The sequence below is a fragment of the Bradyrhizobium sp. SZCCHNR1043 genome (assembly GCF_032489675.1).
In the GTDB taxonomy this organism is placed as follows: Bacteria; Pseudomonadota; Alphaproteobacteria; order Rhizobiales; family Xanthobacteraceae; genus Bradyrhizobium.
Map to the genome: position 1 here is coordinate 122,026 of NZ_JAUEYN010000015.1, position 16,213 is coordinate 138,238.

The window sequence follows — 16,213 nt, forward strand, 5'->3', positions numbered from 1 at the left end:
CCTGGCGCGCTGTTCCCAAGAGGCCCCATCGATCATGGCAAAAATCAAGGTGACCAACCCGGTCGTCGAGCTCGACGGCGACGAGATGACCCGGATCATCTGGCAGTACATCAAGGACAAGCTGATCAACCCCTTCCTTGATATCGACCTGATGTATTTCGACCTGGGGATGGAGAACCGCGACAAGACCAACGATCAGATCACGATCGATGCCGCCAACGCCATCAAGAAGGTCGGCGTCGGCGTCAAATGCGCCACCATCACCCCGGACGAGGCGCGCGTGAAGGAGTTCGGCCTCAAGGAGATGTGGAAGTCGCCGAACGGCACCATCCGCAACATCCTCGGCGGCGTCGTGTTCCGCGAGCCGATCATCTGCAAGAACGTGCCGCGCCTCGTTCCCGGCTGGACCAAGCCGATCATCATCGGCCGCCACGCCTATGGCGACCAGTACCGCGCCACCGACTTCAAGTTCCCCGGCAAGGGCGTGCTGACGATGAAGTTCGTCGGCGACGACGGCACCGTGATCGAGAAGGAGGTCTTCAGGGCGCCCGGCGCCGGCGTCGCGATGGAGATGTATAATCTCGACGAGTCGATCTACGACTTCGCCCGCGCCTCGCTCAACATGGGCCTCGCCAAGAACTATTCGGTCTACCTGTCGACCAAGAACACGATCCTGAAGGTCTATGACGGCCGCTTCAAGGACATCTTCCAGGAGGTGTACGACAAGGAGTTCAAGGACAAGTTCGAGGCCAAGAAGATCACCTATGAGCACCGCCTGATCGACGACATGGTCGCCGCGGCGCTGAAGTGGTCGGGCGGCTATGTCTGGGCCTGCAAGAACTATGACGGCGACGTGCAGTCCGACACCGTGGCCCAGGGTTACGGCTCGCTCGGCCTGATGACCTCGGTGCTGATGACCCCGGATGGCCAGACCGTCGAGGCCGAGGCCGCCCACGGCACGGTGACCCGCCATTTCCGCGAGCACCAGAAGGGCAAGGAGACCTCGACCAACTCGATCGCCTCGATCTTCGCCTGGACCCGCGGCCTGTCGCACCGCGCCAAGCTCGACAACAATGCCGAACTGGCGAAGTTCGCCGCCACCCTGGAGAAGGTCTGCGTCGACACCGTCGAGTCCGGCTACATGACCAAGGACCTCGCGCTCCTGGTCGGCGCCGACCAGCGCTGGCTGTCGACCACCGGCTTCCTCGACAAGATCGCGGAAAACCTCACCAAGGCGATGGCGGCGTAAGTTTCCCCACTTTCGCCTTCTGGTTTCGTCACCTATCAACGGGCCGCGCCACCAGCGTGGCCCGTTTCCGTTTTCCCCTGCCGTCGAGGAACCTGATCATGCGCTTGACCTCATCGCTCGCCCTGCTGTTGCTCGGGGCCCAGATCGGCTCCTCCCACGCCGCGGAGACCACGATTCCCGATGCGCTGGTCGCGGCCGGCGAAAAGGCCGTGCTGACGCTGCATGCCGAGGGCGCGCAGGTCTACGACTGCAAGACCGACAAGGACGGCAAGCTCGCCTGGACCTTCCGCGAGCCGATCGCCACCCTGTTGGCGGACGGCAAGACCGTCGGCCGGCACTACGCCGGCCCGAGCTGGGAGCATCAGGACGGCTCGATCGTCGGCGGCCGCGTGCAGGGCACCGCCATCGGCGCCACCGACAACGACATTCCCTGGCTGAAGCTCGCCGTCATTTCTCACCGCGGCGCTCAGGGCGTGCTCTCCGACGTCACCACGGTGCAGCGGATCAACACCGCCGGCGGCAAGCTGGAAGGCACCTGCGACACCGCCGGGCAATTCCGCAGCGTCGCCTATTCCGCGGATTACGTGTTCCTGCGGAAGGAGTGAGGCTCGTTACGCCTCGCGATAATCCAGCAGGATCAGCCCGACCAGCACGAAGGCCACCGGCCAGACCCAGGCGGCGGCACGGCTGACGCGGCCGTCCAGGCGCAGCTCGAGCCAGCGCGCCCAGCCGGCGGTGATGCCGCACAGCGCCAGCGGCGTGTGGCTCATCTCGATCAGGAGCTGATCCTTGATGTTGGCGATGGCGTGCGAATGCGTCAGCAGCAGCGCGCCGCCGGCGGCGACCGTCAGCGGGAAAACCAGCGCCGCCCGGCCCGCCGCCTGCCCGCGCAGCCGCACCCGCCATTCGAACAGGCCGAACAGGATGATCAGCACCACGAACAGCCGGTGCTGCGCCACTTCGGGATCGCGCAACGAGGCCCAGAAGCCGATCGGGCCGAGCGGCCAGGCCATCTCGTCGGCGCGCAGGAACAGGAATGCCGCCATCCCCAGGAACAGCAACGGCCAGTGCCGCGCCCAGCGGCCCCAGGCGAAGCGCTCGATCAGCGCGAGCACGCCGATCAGCACGACGAAGATGCCCGCCCAATGGTGGTTGTATTCCGACCAGGCGATGTCGGCGGCGCTGCGCGGCAGGATCACGCCCTCGCCCGGCACATAGGCTTGCGGCGCGGTCACGCGCTGCGCGTCGGCGGCATCGATCCTGGCCTGCAGCTGCGAGATCGTGAGCTGGTCGACCGAGGGGCTCGTCAGCCGCGGCCATTGCGGCGCGGCGCGCGCGACGATCTCCTGCCAGCTCAGCCGGTCCTGGCTGAGATCGATGCCCGGCGGCAGCGAGGTCAGCGAGCCCGCGGTGAGCAGCACCGTCAGCCCGATGCCGAGCTCGACCTCGACGAAGCGCTTCATCCGCAGCAGAGGCGCCGCGCGATCGCGACGGCGCAGCCGCTCCACGGCGAAGAAGTTGGCCGCCCCGAGCGCGAGCAGCATCAGCAGCATCGCGACCTTGGCCGAGGTCATCACGCCGTAAGCGGTGCCGTAGATCGCCGCGAACGCGCCGAGATAGGCGATCGCCATCACAATGCCGCCGATCACGATGGCTGCCACCGAGACCATCGACATCAGCGAGTAGCGCCGCCCGATCAGGCGCTGATCGTCATCCGCCTTGCAGCCGTTCAGCGCCATCAGGAAATACGGCAGGCAGCCGATCCAGACGCCGGCGCCGAGCATGTGCAGGAAGTCGGCGGCGAGCAGCGGCCAGCGTACCTCGAGCCGGCTCGCCGCGTGCGTCAGGTTGAGCTGCAGCAGCAGCGCTGAGACGACCAGCACGGTCAGCGCCAGGACGCGCCAGGCGGCCCAACTGCCGGTCCGGGCGAGCACGGCGATGCCGAGCGCGCAGGCGGCAACGGCCATGCCGGAGCGGGCGAAATCCGCGCTCGCCGCCGCGCCGAGCGACAGGTCGAGCGTCCCGATCAGCGCCGCCATGTTGACCGCGAGCGAGGTCAGCACGACCGCGAACCAGCCGAATGCGCTTCGGCGCAGGAAACGCTGGCCGCGCTTGCCGACCACGATCGCGTCAGCGGACAGCCTTTGCTGTAGCGGGCGCAGCAGCAACAGCAGAAATGCCAAGCCGCCGATGGTGAAGGACTGTGCCAGCAGGGTCAGGCCGCGCAGCACCACCGAGAGATAGCCGAAGATGTCGAGCAACAGCGACACGGCTAGCGCACGTTGAAAGGAATGTCGCCACGGGTGATGTGGCCATCGACGCTGAGCACCTGCCATTGCAGATGCCAGGCGCCGGGGCTGAGCGCCTTGGCCTCGGCGTCGATCTCGTCGGCCGGCGCGTCGGCTGCCGGAGTAAGCGCCTGCTCGGCTCCGTCGGGCGCGCGCAGCTTCAGCCGCGAGCGGGCGTGATCGATGCGGCTGTTGAAGCGCAGCCGGATCAGTGTCGGCTGCGTCTCGATGGTCCCGCCCGCCGCGGGCTGCGACGAGACGATGATGGCATGGGCCGAGGCGGCGCCGGGAACGCCCAGAAGCAGCGCGGCAAGGGTCGGCAGGTGGCGGAAGCGGATGACGGACGGCATGGGACGCGCGGGCGGCGGAGGCTGCGGCAGGGACGTTCGGGGACAAGACCGGGACGAACAAAACTCGACCGTTCTAATCTAAGCGACCTTCCTGTTCCCGACGTAGCCACAAACGCGTGACCGGGGCCGGCCGGAACCTGCGGGAGCGGCACGAGGCCCCGGCCCTGCCCGGAGGGCATCCCGGAACAGCGAAATTTAGGGTCGAATCATCAAGCACTTCGCTGTATGCCTCGCCGCATCATTGCCGTCCGTCGGTTGTCGGGATCCTTTCCGCCCGCGGACCAACATTGCCTGATCCCGAGGAACGCCTGAGGAAACCGTCATGCCCGCCTATCGCTCCCGCACATCAACCCATGGCCGCAACATGGCCGGCGCCCGCGGCCTGTGGCGCGCCACCGGCATGACCAACGAGGATTTCGGCAAGCCGATCATCGCGGTCGTCAACTCCTTCACCCAGTTCGTGCCCGGCCATGTGCATCTGAAGGATCTCGGCCAGCTGGTGGCGCGGGAGATCGAGAAGGCCGGCGGCGTCGCCAAGGAGTTCGACACCATCGCGGTCGACGACGGCATCGCGATGGGCCATGACGGCATGCTCTACAGCCTGCCCTCGCGCGAGCTGATCGCCGACAGCGTCGAATACATGGTCAACGCGCATTGCGCCGACGCCATGGTGTGCATCTCCAACTGCGACAAGATCACCCCTGGCATGCTGATGGCCGCGATGCGGCTCAACATCCCGGCCGTGTTCGTCTCGGGCGGCCCGATGGAGGCCGGCAAGGTCAACATCGCGGGCAAGCTGCGCAAGGTCGATCTGATCGACGCCATGGTGACCGCCGCCGACGACAAGGTGTCGGACGCGGATGTCGAGGTGATGGAGCGCTCGGCCTGCCCCACCTGCGGCTCCTGCTCGGGAATGTTCACCGCCAATTCGATGAACTGCCTGACCGAGGCGCTCGGCCTGTCCCTGCCCGGCAACGGCTCGGTGCTGGCGACCCATGCCGACCGCAAGGGCCTGTTCGTCGAGGCCGGCCATCTCGTCGTCGACCTCGCCCGCCGCTATTACGAGCAGGACGACGCGTCCGTGCTCCCGCGCAACATCGCCAACTTCAAGGCGTTCGAGAACGCGATGAGCCTGGACATCGCGATGGGCGGCTCGACCAACACCGTGCTGCATCTGCTCGCGGCCGCGCATGAGGGGGAAATCCCCTTCACCATGACGGATATCGATCGCCTCTCGCGCAAGGTCCCTTGCCTGTGCAAGGTCGCGCCCGCTGTGGCCGACGTGCACATGGAGGACGTGCATCGCGCCGGCGGCGTGATGGGCATCCTCGGCGAGCTCGCCCGCGCCGGCCTGCTGCACACGGAATTGCCGAGCGTGCATTCGACTTCGCTGGCGGCTGCGCTGGAGCGTTGGGACATCCGCCGGACCGCGAGCGAGAGCGTGAAGAACTTCTATCAAGCCGCGCCCGGCGGCGTGCCGACGCAGGTCGCCTTCAGCCAGGACCGCCGCTACGAGGAGCTCGATCTCGACCGCGAGAAAGGCTGCATCCGCGACATCGAGCACGCCTATTCCAAGGACGGCGGCTTGGCCGTGCTGACCGGCAACATCGCGCGCGACGGCTGCATCGTGAAGACCGCGGGCGTCGATGCCTCGATCCTGAAGTTCTCCGGCCCTGCGCGCGTGATGGAGAGCCAGGACGCCGCGGTCGAAGCCATCTTGACCAACAAGATCAAGGCCGGCGACGTCGTCGTCATCATCTATGAGGGCCCGCGCGGCGGCCCGGGCATGCAGGAGATGCTGTATCCGACCAGCTATCTGAAGTCGAAGGGCCTCGGCAAAGCTTGTGCGCTGATCACCGACGGCCGCTTCTCCGGCGGCACCTCGGGGCTCTCGATCGGCCACGTCTCGCCGGAAGCTGCCGAGGGCGGCCTGATCGGCCTCGTCCAGGACGGCGACCGCATCGAGATCGACATCCCCAACCGCACCATCCATCTCGCAGTGTCGGATGAGGAGCTCGCCAACCGGCGCGCAGCGATGGCGGCGAAGGGCGATCAAGCCTGGAAGCCGAAGACGCGCGCCCGCAAGGTCTCGACCGCGCTGAAAGCCTATGCGGCGTTCGCGTCGAGCGCCGCCAAGGGCGCGGTGCGCATCGTCAAGGAGTAAGACCGATCTGTTCGGTCGGCAGCACCGGTCCTTTCCGACCGGTTGCTGCGGCCGGCGGCCGCGGCCTCACCATAGACTTCCTCGTTTCGCTCTCGTCCTGCGAACAGCCATGCCGCACTTCGTTCTTGCCCACTGACGACAGCGGGTTCAGGCTCCCTTCATCGACAATGAGCGCGTCAGCCACAATGCACGCGCCAGGCCCTGGGAAGGATCGCCATGCTGAACCGCCGCAGCCTGCTGCTCGCCTCACTTGCCGCCGGAGTGACGATGACCACGACAGCCGCGCGCGCCAAGCCGGCGCAACCTTCGACCCCGGTCGATTTCGACGTGCCGCCACAGGCCTGCGACTGCCACACCCACATCCACGGCGACCCCGAAAAATTTCCGTTTGCGGCGAGCCGGGTCTACACGCCGGAGCCGGCCCTGCCCGACGAGATGGCGGCGCTGCACAAGGCTCTACATATCCAGCGCGTGGTGATCGTGACGCCGAGCGTCTACGGCACCGACAACTCTGCGACGCTGTACGGCATGAAGGCGCGCGGCAATGACGCGCGCGGCGTCGCGGTCATCGACGACAAGACCACCGAGGCGCAATTGGATGCCATGCATGCCGAGGGCTTCCGCGGCATCCGCCTCAATCTCGCGACCGGTGGCATCAACGACCCCAATGTCGGCCGCGCCCGCTTCCATGTCGCGGTCGAGCGGATGAAGGCGCGCGGCTGGCACGTCCAGCTCTACACCAACACGGCGATGATCGCGGCCATCAAGGACCTCGTGATGCAATCGCCCGTGACGGCCGTGTTCGATCATTTCGGCGGCGCGCAGGCTGATCTCGGCCTCGGGCAGCCGGGCTTTGCCGATCTGGTCGAGCTCGTCCGCAGCGGCAAGGCCTATGTAAAGATCTCCGGCGCCTATCGCGCCTCGACCCGCGGCCCCGACTACGCGGACGTGATCCCGTTCGCGAAGGCCCTGATCGAAGCCAACCCCGATCGCATCGTCTGGGGCACCGACTGGCCCCACCCGGATTCGTCGCCGCATCCCGAATTGAAGGTCACGGATATCAGGCCGTTCTATCCGATCGACGACGGCCGCCTGATGAACCAGCTGCCGGTCTGGGCCCCCGATGCCGCGATCCGCAAGAAGATCCTGGTCGACAATCCGGCGCGGCTGTATGGGTTCTGAAAATCCGTAGGGCGGGTTAGCGCAGCGTAACCCGCCGCACGATGCTACGCCGCCCATTGGCGGATTACGCTCCGCTAATCCGCCCTACATACTTTGATTGCGAGCGCAGCGGCGCAGCGAAGCAATTCAGAGCTACACCACACCGAGAACCATAGGTGCTCATGATTTGGAATGTGATTGATCGGCGCAGTCGTCCCTACCGTTGGAAATTCGTGACAGCCATCGTCGAGGCCGTCGAGCACGACAACAGCTGCGCCGACGCCGACCAAGCCGACGAGGCTCCGGTGTCCCTGGTCGTAGATTACGACAAGAGAGAAGGCCTATCTGTTTGCGAGGCCATTCAATGGGCCAACGCACAGCGATGTCCCGTCACGCTCTACATCTATGATGCTGATGGAGAGACGACGGACAACCATTTTCATGCCTGCGGCGCACGCTTCGACGTCAACGACAAGTAAATCAGTCCGCAGGGCGGGCGAGCGCAGCGGCGCAGCGAAGCAATCGTAGGGTGGGCAAAGGCGCGCTCCACCGCGATCTCGGCTTGCACCGCAGTATCGCGCGCCGTGCCCACCGCCGTCACGCACCGGCGCCGTTGGTGGGCACGCGCCGCCTGACGGCGTCGCTTTGCCCACCCTACGATTCCCGGGGCTTTAGCGCCTCGCCATCCTGGCTTCGCGGAACGACACCAGCCGGCGCTGCGACTCGTCCCACAGCACCAGCCGGACGCAGCGCAGGCTCTCCGGCAGCGTGATGCGGCCGATCTCGCGCAGCTCGGGATGATCGCGCAGCACGACCGGCAGCCGGTAATAGGGAATCCGGCTCGAGAGATGGTGGACGTGGTGGATGCCGATATTGGCGGTCAGCCAGTGCAGCCATCCCGGCAGGTCGTAGTGTGAGCTGCCGTAGAGCGCGGCCTGCTGCATCGTCCAGCGCTCGTCCCGCTCCCAGACAGTGTGCTCGAACTGATGCTGGACATAGAACAGCCACACGCCGGCCATGGCGGCGAGCAGCATGATCGGGAGATGCACGACCAGGAACGCCTGGATGCCGATGAGCCACATCAGCCCGGCAACCACCAGGGCAATGCCGAAATTGGTGGCCATCGTGCTGATCCAGGGCGACCAGCCGGCCCGCATGAGACCGAACGGCAGACGGTGCTGCAGGAAGAACAAATACGCAGGCCCTGCCACGAACATGACCAGCGGGTGGCGGTACAGCCGGTAGCGCAGCCGCGCCCAGGCCGACCGCGCCTGATATTCCCGCACGGTCAACGTATCGATGTCGCCGATTCCGCGCCGATCGAGGTTGCCGCTGGTGGCGTGGTGGATCGCATGGGTGCGCCGCCACCAGTCGTAGGGCGTCAGGGTCAGCACACCGAGGACACGGCCGACCCAGTCGTTCGCCTGACGCCCGGCGAAGAAGGTGCCATGGCCGCAATCGTGCTGGATCATGAACAGACGCACCAGGAAACCGCCGGCGGGGATCGCGATGAGCAACGAAGCCCAGGCATGGCCGAGCGAGAACGCGAACCAGGCGGCCGTCCACAGGGCCACCAGCGGCACGGCGGTGATCACCAGCTCGGTCACGCTGCGCAGGCGGTTTGGCGTGCGGTAGCTGCTGAGAATCTGCATCCAGTAGCGGGCATCGGCCGCGGCGCGGCCCTCGTTATCGCCGGCGCGCAGCGTGGCGCGGTCCTTGGGCGGCACAATCGCCATCGCGACTGGCTGATCGAACTGCAATGTCGTCTCCACCTTGTGTTCTTGGCGATCGCGCATGGCGAGACCGCGGCCAAATGGACCCCTGCGGACCGCCGAACAGGCTGCAGGAGTTCGAAATCACGAGCTATCGTCGGTTTAACCGCCGTCGAAGCCAAATGGTTCATCGTGCGCCTGACAACGAACCGCTCTGGAAGAGAAAGTCTGGGACGTGGACGCCCGTCAGGAGACGGGTAAAGAGCGCATGCGGCGGATCAATGAACTTAACCCGTCGAACGCCTCATGGCTAGGAGAGGACGGGTTACGATCCGTTAATCCGCCCGATGAAATGCGCGCTCCACATTGTGCACCGCGTTCCCCTCATCCCGTCCCGCGCGTGGCATCCGGCGCCAAGGCCCTCTCACAGCGCGAGGTCGAGAAGATGTCCCAGATCGCGATGAACATTGCCGCGATCACCGGCCCGATGACGAACCCATTGAGGCCGAATGCCTCGATCCCGCCCAATGTCGAAATCAGCACCACATAGTCGGGCATCTTGGTGTCCTGTCCGACCAGGATCGGACGCAGGACATTGTCGACGAGACCGATGACGAGGGCGCCATAGGCGATCAGGACCACACCCTGCCAGATCGATCCGATGGCAAGGAGATAGAGCGCGACCGGAAACCAGACGAGGCCCGCTCCCACTGCCGGAAGCAAGGACAGGAAGGCCATCACGACTGCCCACAGCAGGGGCGCGTTGATGCCGAGGAACCAGAACATCAGGCCGCCCAGCGCGCCTTGCGCCAGAGCGACGAGCAGACTGCCCTTCACCGTCGCGCGGATGACCACGGTGAACTTCCGCAGCAGCGCATCGCGTTGCTCCGGGCGCAGCGGAATGGCGCTCTTGATGCGCTCCGATAGCGTCTCTTCGTCACGCAGCAGGAAGAACAGCAGATAGACCATGATGAACAGATTGACGAAGACTTCGAACGTACCCTGTCCGATCACGAGCGCCTGGCTCGCAATGACCTCGCTGCCCTTCAGCAGGACGGCCGACAGCTTGCCCTTCATTCCGGCGAGGCTGCCGAGTCCGAAGCGATTGAGCAGATCGACCACCCATGTCGGAAGCGCGGCCAGCATCTTCTGGAAGTACTGTCCAATGTCGAGCTGACCGGACTGCATCTGTTTGTAGACTCCGGAGGCCTCCTGCGCCAGCGACGCCCCGATCAGCGACAGCGGAAGGATGACGATCACGACGAACATCAACACCACGACGGCCGCCGCCAGGCCGTGTCGGCCGTGCATCGACCGCGCCAACCAGCGGTGCAGCGGAACGAAGACGATGACGCCGATGACGCCCCACAGAACCGCGCCGTAGAACGGCAGCAGGATCCACCCGAACATCAGCGATATCGCGACGAGCAAGAGAAGCAGGGCTCGGTCTTCGAGGCTACGCATCTGGCTTTCCTAGCGGACGGGACCATGACTTGGACCCGTTCCTTCATCCACAGCGGACGGTTTGCCGCTTGGTCGCGAGATGGTCAACGTTCGAATTCGACTTTGGCCCCTGCCACGACGCGACATTGCCGGCGAAAACATGCTCCAGAACGCCGAATTTGTCTGCCGTTCCAGCAACAACGCCGATTTCAAGAGCCTGCTCGAAAAATAAAGCGCTTCTGAAAATCAGCAAATCAGGCGTATAAGATCCGCGTTCCGGTCCGGATGAGGGGCGTACGCGTCGTCACGAGACGTTGGACCGGCAATGCGGTGGACGCGAGGGCATCGGCGCGCATCATGTGTGCGGACGAACGATGGCCTTGCGGACGTGAAATCGCGTGGTCCTGGCCTCCCGGTGCTGAGGCTGGAGGTTGCGGAGTCCTGATGAGCTCTGCGATCGACGGGGTCAATCAAGCCGGTCCCCGGGGAGATCGCGTATAAGCGTTAAAACCTCCGCGCAGGGAATGCCGGGATGTCTCGGCTGACCTGTGGTGACTGCCGCCTGCTTTTTTTCTGCAGGCGGGCCATGGGTGCGGCCAGCGCCCGGCATTCCCTGCGCCCTCATCGGTTCACGAGGGCCCGCCTGCCGCATGATCCGGACGCCCTGGCGTCGCGGCGATGCTGCGGCTTGCCTGATCGGGATCCCCGCCTGCGGCCCCGCCCCCGGTTGCCAACCGCACGGCGAGCCGCAATAGTCCGCGCTTCCGAGCCGGCCCGACCGGCCCGTTGACCTGGAGGCATGATGATGACGACGAGACCGGCCGCAAAATCATCCGACAAGGATGTCTGGCGCGTCGGCGTGCTGTTCTCGCGCAGCGGCCTGATGGAGGTCACGGAGTCCGAGCACTTCTTCGGCACCGCGCTGGCGATCCAGGAGATCAACCGGGACGGCGGCGTGCTCGGCCGCGAGATCGAGGTCATCGCCTATGATCCAGGCTCGCAGCCGGAAACGTTCCGCAAGCTCGCCGACCGCCTGCTCACCGAGGACGGCGCTTCCGTGATCTTCGGCTGCTCGACCTCGGCCGAGCGCAAGGCGGTGCTGCCGGCGATCGAGCGTCGCAACGGCCTGCTCTGGTACCCCTCGCTCTACGAGGGTTTTGAATATTCCCCGAACGTGATCTACACCGGGCCGGCACCGAACCAGAACGCGTTCCAGCTTGCCGAATACATCGTGCGCAAGCACGGCCCGCGCGTCTATATGATCGGCTCGGACTACATCTACCCGCGCGAATCCAATCGCATCATGCGCGACCTCGTCGAGTCCTATGCCGGCCGCGTCGTCGGCGAGCAATATGTGACGATGGAGGCGACCGACACCGAACTCGCACGCGGGCTCGACTCCATCAGGAACGCCGCGCCCGACGTGGTGTTCTCGACCATCGTCGGCCGTACCGCGCAGCGCTTCTACCGGATGTATGCACAGGCGGGCTTCGATCCGAAGCGGCTGCCCATCGCCAGTCTCACAATGGCTGAAGGCGAGGTCCGCGCCATCGGCGCCGAATACTGCGCGGGTCACCTCACCGCGGCGAGCTATTTCGGTACGCTCGCGCGCGACAGCAACGACCGCTTCAAGGCGGCGTTCGCCGCCGCCTTCGGCCCCGACAAGCCGGTCAGCATGTGGAGCGCCTCGGCCTATGCGCAGATCAAGCTGTTCGCGCTGGCGCTGGCGCAGGCGGGCAGCCTCGACACCCAGAAGCTGGTGGAAGCTGCGCTCGGCCTCAGCCTCGATGCGCCGGAAGGACCGATCCGGATCGATCCCGACAACAACCATGTCTGGGTGACGCCGCGGATCGGGCGCGTCCGCGCCGACGGCCAGTTCGATATCGTCTGGGAGAGCAAGAGCCCGATCAAGCCCGATCCCTATCTTTCGGTGTCGCCGATCGGCGGCCGCTGGCTGAGCGAAGAGGCGCTGTCGGCATGAGGCCGGATGACCGCATGAAGCCCGGCGTGCGCCGCCTCATCGAGGAGCTGCGCGGCGCCCGCGTGCTGGTGATCCATCCACGCGACGCCGAGGGGGACGCGCTGATCGACCAGCTCAAGCGCATCGGTTGCAACGTGCGCGGCGTATGGCCGCCGCCGGCCGCGATCCCGCACGACATCGACACGGTGTTCCAGCTGATCGAGACCTCGGAGGAGATGATCTTTCCGGAAGGCACCAGCGATCATCCCCTCACCTTCATCGCCATCGTCGACTACGAGAACCCGACCATCCTGAAGCGACTGCTCGACAGTAACGCGCATGGCGTCGTCAACAAGCCGATCCGCTCGTTCGGCATCCTGTCGTCGCTGGTGCTGGCGCGCTCGCTGCGCGGCTATACGCGGCGGCTCGAGGGCAAGGTGCAGAAGCTGGAGGAGACCTTGAAGGCGCGGCGCGACGTCGACAAGGCGGTCAAGATCCTGATGGGGCTGAAGCAGGTCGGCGAGGTCGAGGCTTACGAGCTGATCCGCGCGCAGGCGACGCAGAAGCGCGTCGCCATGGCCGACATCGCAATCTCCATCATCAATGCACAGGAGACGCTCGGAGGACTGGGGGTGCTGGATGCGCCGGCCTCGCGCTGAGCGGGTGTTTCCGCGCTCATGCGTTGGGCAGCCGCGGCCCGAAATTTTTGCAGCCGATGGCGTTGACTTCGTATCAAGCATGGGAATTACTTGAGGCCATCGCGGACATCGGATGTCCGCCAATGGCCGGTCGGCCATTTCACATCAGGCTATGCAGCCCTCGCATTGCGCCGCAAGGCGCAGTCGGGGGCTTTTTGTTTGGCGCGCGCGGACCTCGCGAACGCAACGGAGACTCGTGCCTTGACGACGGATGACGACAGCAAAGTGCGGATCGCCTGCATCCAGATGCAGCCGATGGTCGGCGAGTTGGCAACCAACCTCGCCCACAGCCTCGATCTGATCCAACAGGCGGTAACGCGAGGCGCCAAGCTCGTGGTGCTGCCCGAGCTCGCCTCCTCCGGCTACGTGTTCAAGTCGCGCGAGGAGGCCTTCGCGGCCTCCGAGACCATCCCGGGCGGCCCCGCGGTGACCGCCTGGAGCGAGATCGCGGCGAAGCACGGCCTGCACCTCGTCGCCGGCATCTGCGAGCGCGACGGCGACCGGCTCTACAACAGCGCCGTGCTGATCGGGCCGAAGGGTTACATCGGCACGTTCCGCAAGGTGCATCTGTGGAACGAGGAGAACCTCTATTTCGAGCCCGGCAATCTCGGCTTCCCGGTCTACCACACCGAGATCGGCCGCATCGGCATGGCGATCTGCTACGACGGCTGGTTCCCGGAGAGCTACCGCCTCAACGCGCTGCAGGGCGCCGATATCGTCTGCGTGCCGACCAACTGGGTTCCGATCCCCGGCCAGGCGCCGGGCCGCGAGGCCATGGCCAACATTCTGGCGATGGCGGCGGCGCATTCCAACTCGATCTTCATCGCCTGCGCTGACCGCGTCGGTGTCGAGCGCGGCCAGCCGTTCGAGGGCCAGAGCCTGATCGTCAGCTACACCGGCTGGCCCGTCGCCGGCCCCGCGAGCCGCGATAAGGAGGAGATCGTGATTGCCGACGTCGCGCTCGGCGAGGCCCGCCGCGCCCGCAACTGGAACGCCTTCAACCAGGTCCTGCGCGACCGCCGCTCCGACGTCTATGACGAGATGCTCGGCAGCGAGGTCAAACGGGGTTGGTACTGACTGCTCCACGACCATTTTCAATTCGACCATTCACGGAGGACAATCGATGACGTCGCGTTTGATCACCACCTCGCTGGCGCTCGCCCTTGCGGCAACAGCCCTCTCGCCTGCTCTGGCTGCCGATCCGATCAAGATCGGCGTCCCCGTCGGCCTATCCGGCGCCAACTCCGTCGTCGCTCCCTCGGTCGTGCAGTCGGCCGAGCTCGCAGTTGAGGAGATCAACGCCAAGGGCGGCGTGCTCGGCCGCAAGCTCGCGCTCGAGGTCGCCGATGACGCCTCGGGCGCCGCCGGCGCGCAGAAGGCATTCGACGCCCTGATCTTCCAGAAGAAGGTCAACGTGCTGATCTCGATGGAGACCAGCGCGGCCCGCAATGCCGGCCTGCCGATCGTCGCCCGCGGCAAGACGCCCTACATCTACACCTCGTTCTACGAGGGCAAGTCCTGCAGCCCCTATCTGTATGTCAACGCCTGGGTGCCGGACCAGCAGGTGCCGCCGATCGTCGACTACTTCAACAAGGAGAAGAAGGCGAAGAACTATTTCCTGATCGGCTCCGACTACGCCTTCGGCCGCGGCATGCTCGGCTTCACCAAGAGCTACATCGAGAAGACCGGCGGCAAGGTGGTCGGCGAGGAATATCTGCCGATGGATGGCTCCGACTGGACGTCGATCATCTCCAAGCTCAAGGCATCGGGTGCGGACGCGCTGATCACCTCGACCGCGGGCGGCGCACCGAACGTGACCCTGACGAAGCAGTTGCGCGCCGCCGGCGTGAACCTGCCTTACGGCAACCTCGCCGTCGACGAGGGCACCGCCAAGGGCATGGGCGCTGATGCCGCCGGCATCTTCCTCTCCGCCTCCTACGTGACCGGCATCGACACGCCCGCCAACAAGACGTTCCTGGCGGCGATGGCCAAGAAGTTCGGTGCCGAGCTCAAGACGCCGAACGATCTCTCGGTCCCGGAATATGAGGCGGTCTACGCCTACAAGGCGGCGGTCGAGAAGGCCGGCAGCACCGACCAGGACAAGGTCCTGAAGGCGTTGGCCGAGGTCTCGGTCGACGGCCCGCGCGGCACGATCAAGATGGACAAGCAGCGCCATGCGCCGCTGACGATGTATCTCGGCCAGGTCCAGGCCGACGGCAGCGTGAAGGTGATCCAGAGCTTCCAGAACGTCGATCCCGGCGCGCAGTGCCCGGGCAAGTCCTGATCGCGTATGCTTCCGCGGGGCGGACGCGCGTCCGCCTCGCAACCTCTCGACTGGAAATGTCCATGCTGACCGTCGCCCTTGATGCCGTCACGACGGCCGCCATGCTCTTCATCATTGCCGCCGGCCTGCTGATCGTGTTCGGCGTCATGAAGATCATCAATTTCGCCCATGCCGCCTTTCTCACCGTCGGCGCCTATGCCGCGCTGGTCGGCACGCAGTTGAACCTGCCCTGGTTCCTGATCCTGCCGCTTGCCTTTGCTGCCGGCGCCGTCTGCGGCGGGGTCACCGAGGTCGTGATCGTGCGGCGTCTCTACAAGCGCCCGCTCGATGCGATCCTCGCCACCTGGGGACTCGGAATCGTTCTCGGACAGCTCATTACGTTGATGTTCGGCCGCGAGGTCCAGTTCGTGCAGGCGCCAATCTCAGGCACGATCCATCTGTTCGGGGCGGACTATTCGGCCTACCGGCTGGTGATGATCGTCGCGGCCATCATTGTCGGCCTGCTGTTCACCGCCCTGCTCAACGGGACGCGGCTCGGCCTGTCGACCAAGGCCGTGATCATGAACGAAATGCTGGCGCAGGGCCTCGGCGTCGATTCCTCGCGCGTCAGGCTCATCACCTTCGCGCTCGGCAGCGGGCTCGCTGCGCTTTCGGGCGCGCTGATCACGCCGCTGTCGAGCGTCGATCCGAACATGGGGGTGCCCTGGCTGATCGGCGCGTTCATGCTGGTCATGGTGTCCGGCGGCTCGCTGCTGGCACTGGCCGGCTCCTGTGCCGTGCTCGGCACGCTGCAGGTGCTGGTCTCGACCTTTGTCAATCCGATCCTCGGCGGCCTTACCATTGCGATCTGCGCCGCCATCGTGCTGCGGATCCGGCCGGAGGGTTTTGCCCGTGCCTGATGCGC

Annotated in this window: 14 protein-coding genes; 10 read left to right on the forward strand and 4 right to left on the reverse strand. The window is 65.7% G+C overall.

Annotated features, from left to right (window positions below):
* Positions 1 to 34 precede the first annotated feature (34 nt).
* Both QX039_RS25630 and QX039_RS25635 read left to right on the forward strand, forming a co-directional pair.
* Positions 35 to 1,249, forward strand: coding sequence for an NADP-dependent isocitrate dehydrogenase (locus QX039_RS25630; RefSeq protein WP_315774263.1), 1,215 nt, complete (start codon positions 35 to 37; stop codon positions 1,247 to 1,249).
* A gap of 98 nt (positions 1,250 to 1,347) precedes the next feature.
* The gene (locus tag QX039_RS25635) at positions 1,348 to 1,854 is read left to right on the forward strand and encodes a DUF3455 domain-containing protein (protein ID WP_315774261.1); all 507 of its coding nucleotides are present in this window, start codon (positions 1,348 to 1,350) and stop codon (positions 1,852 to 1,854) included.
* A gap of 6 nt (positions 1,855 to 1,860) precedes the next feature.
* On the opposite strand, the gene QX039_RS25640 is transcribed toward QX039_RS25635, so the two are convergent.
* On the reverse strand, positions 1,861 to 3,519 hold the full coding sequence (locus QX039_RS25640; RefSeq protein ID WP_315774259.1) for a copper resistance D family protein: 1,659 nt from the start codon (positions 3,517 to 3,519) through the stop codon (positions 1,861 to 1,863).
* Between the two features lie 2 nt (positions 3,520 to 3,521).
* On the reverse strand, positions 3,522 to 3,887 hold the full coding sequence (locus QX039_RS25645) for a copper resistance protein CopC (RefSeq protein ID WP_315737334.1): 366 nt from the start codon (positions 3,885 to 3,887) through the stop codon (positions 3,522 to 3,524).
* Positions 3,888 to 4,209: 322 nt separating this feature from the next.
* Here QX039_RS25645 and ilvD point away from each other — a divergent pair, with 322 nt between their 5' ends.
* The 3 genes from ilvD to QX039_RS25660 all read left to right on the forward strand — a co-directional run bounded on the left by ilvD (position 4,210) and on the right by QX039_RS25660 (position 7,691).
* Positions 4,210 to 6,051 (forward strand): dihydroxy-acid dehydratase, encoded by a 1,842-nt coding sequence (gene ilvD / locus QX039_RS25650; protein WP_315737333.1) that lies wholly within the window; start codon positions 4,210 to 4,212, stop codon positions 6,049 to 6,051.
* 216 nt (positions 6,052 to 6,267) lie between these two features.
* Positions 6,268 to 7,233, forward strand: coding sequence for an amidohydrolase family protein (locus tag QX039_RS25655; RefSeq protein WP_315774258.1), 966 nt, complete (start codon positions 6,268 to 6,270; stop codon positions 7,231 to 7,233).
* A gap of 161 nt (positions 7,234 to 7,394) precedes the next feature.
* Entirely contained in the window at positions 7,395 to 7,691 is a 297-nt protein-coding gene (locus QX039_RS25660) for a hypothetical protein (protein ID WP_315774273.1), read from the forward strand.
* Between the two features lie 192 nt (positions 7,692 to 7,883).
* Here the strand turns inward: QX039_RS25660 and QX039_RS25665 are convergent, their stop codons facing one another.
* A complete protein-coding gene (locus QX039_RS25665) occupies positions 7,884 to 9,008 on the reverse strand; it encodes a fatty acid desaturase (protein ID WP_315737331.1) in 1,125 nt (374 codons plus the stop codon).
* Positions 9,009 to 9,308: 300 nt separating this feature from the next.
* Complete coding sequence (locus QX039_RS25670) at positions 9,309 to 10,388, reverse strand: AI-2E family transporter (RefSeq protein WP_315772557.1); 1,080 nt, start codon at positions 10,386 to 10,388, stop codon at positions 9,309 to 9,311.
* Between the two features lie 784 nt (positions 10,389 to 11,172).
* On the opposite strand from QX039_RS25670, the gene QX039_RS25675 reads away from it, so the two are divergent.
* The 5 genes from QX039_RS25675 (at position 11,173) to QX039_RS25695 (ending at position 16,208) form a co-directional block, all read left to right on the forward strand.
* A complete protein-coding gene (locus QX039_RS25675; RefSeq protein ID WP_315772555.1) occupies positions 11,173 to 12,348 on the forward strand; it encodes a transporter substrate-binding domain-containing protein in 1,176 nt (391 codons plus the stop codon).
* A 14-nt stretch (positions 12,349 to 12,362) separates the two neighbouring features.
* A complete protein-coding gene (locus tag QX039_RS25680; RefSeq protein ID WP_315737327.1) occupies positions 12,363 to 12,986 on the forward strand; it encodes an ANTAR domain-containing response regulator in 624 nt (207 codons plus the stop codon).
* Positions 12,987 to 13,226: 240 nt separating this feature from the next.
* Positions 13,227 to 14,102 (forward strand): nitrilase family protein, encoded by an 876-nt coding sequence (locus tag QX039_RS25685; protein WP_315772553.1) that lies wholly within the window; start codon positions 13,227 to 13,229, stop codon positions 14,100 to 14,102.
* Positions 14,103 to 14,148: 46 nt separating this feature from the next.
* Positions 14,149 to 15,309: a substrate-binding protein gene (locus QX039_RS25690; protein ID WP_315772551.1), complete on the forward strand. Its 1,161-nt coding sequence runs from the start codon at positions 14,149 to 14,151 to the stop codon at positions 15,307 to 15,309.
* A gap of 62 nt (positions 15,310 to 15,371) precedes the next feature.
* Positions 15,372 to 16,208, forward strand: coding sequence for a branched-chain amino acid ABC transporter permease (locus QX039_RS25695; protein ID WP_315772549.1), 837 nt, complete (start codon positions 15,372 to 15,374; stop codon positions 16,206 to 16,208).
* The last annotated feature ends 5 nt before the right edge of the window (positions 16,209 to 16,213 follow it).

Bases quoted from the DNA above. Each gene is read 5' to 3' on its own strand.
- QX039_RS25630 (WP_315774263.1), top strand. From the start codon at position 35: ATGGCAAAAATCAAGGTGACCAACCCGGTCGTCGAGCTCGACGGCGAC.
- QX039_RS25635 (WP_315774261.1), top strand. From the start codon at position 1,348: ATGCGCTTGACCTCATCGCTCGCCCTGCTGTTGCTCGGGGCCCAGATC.
- QX039_RS25645 (WP_315737334.1), bottom strand. From the start codon at position 3,887: ATGCCGTCCGTCATCCGCTTCCGCCACCTGCCGACCCTTGCCGCGCTG.
- ilvD (WP_315737333.1), top strand. From the start codon at position 4,210: ATGCCCGCCTATCGCTCCCGCACATCAACCCATGGCCGCAACATGGCC.
- QX039_RS25655 (WP_315774258.1), top strand. From the start codon at position 6,268: ATGCTGAACCGCCGCAGCCTGCTGCTCGCCTCACTTGCCGCCGGAGTG.
- QX039_RS25660 (WP_315774273.1), top strand. From the start codon at position 7,395: ATGATTTGGAATGTGATTGATCGGCGCAGTCGTCCCTACCGTTGGAAA.
- QX039_RS25665 (WP_315737331.1), bottom strand. From the start codon at position 9,008: ATGCGCGATCGCCAAGAACACAAGGTGGAGACGACATTGCAGTTCGAT.
- QX039_RS25670 (WP_315772557.1), bottom strand. From the start codon at position 10,388: ATGCGTAGCCTCGAAGACCGAGCCCTGCTTCTCTTGCTCGTCGCGATA.
- QX039_RS25675 (WP_315772555.1), top strand. From the start codon at position 11,173: ATGACGACGAGACCGGCCGCAAAATCATCCGACAAGGATGTCTGGCGC.
- QX039_RS25680 (WP_315737327.1), top strand. From the start codon at position 12,363: ATGAAGCCCGGCGTGCGCCGCCTCATCGAGGAGCTGCGCGGCGCCCGC.
- QX039_RS25690 (WP_315772551.1), top strand. From the start codon at position 14,149: ATGACGTCGCGTTTGATCACCACCTCGCTGGCGCTCGCCCTTGCGGCA.
- QX039_RS25695 (WP_315772549.1), top strand. From the start codon at position 15,372: ATGCTGACCGTCGCCCTTGATGCCGTCACGACGGCCGCCATGCTCTTC.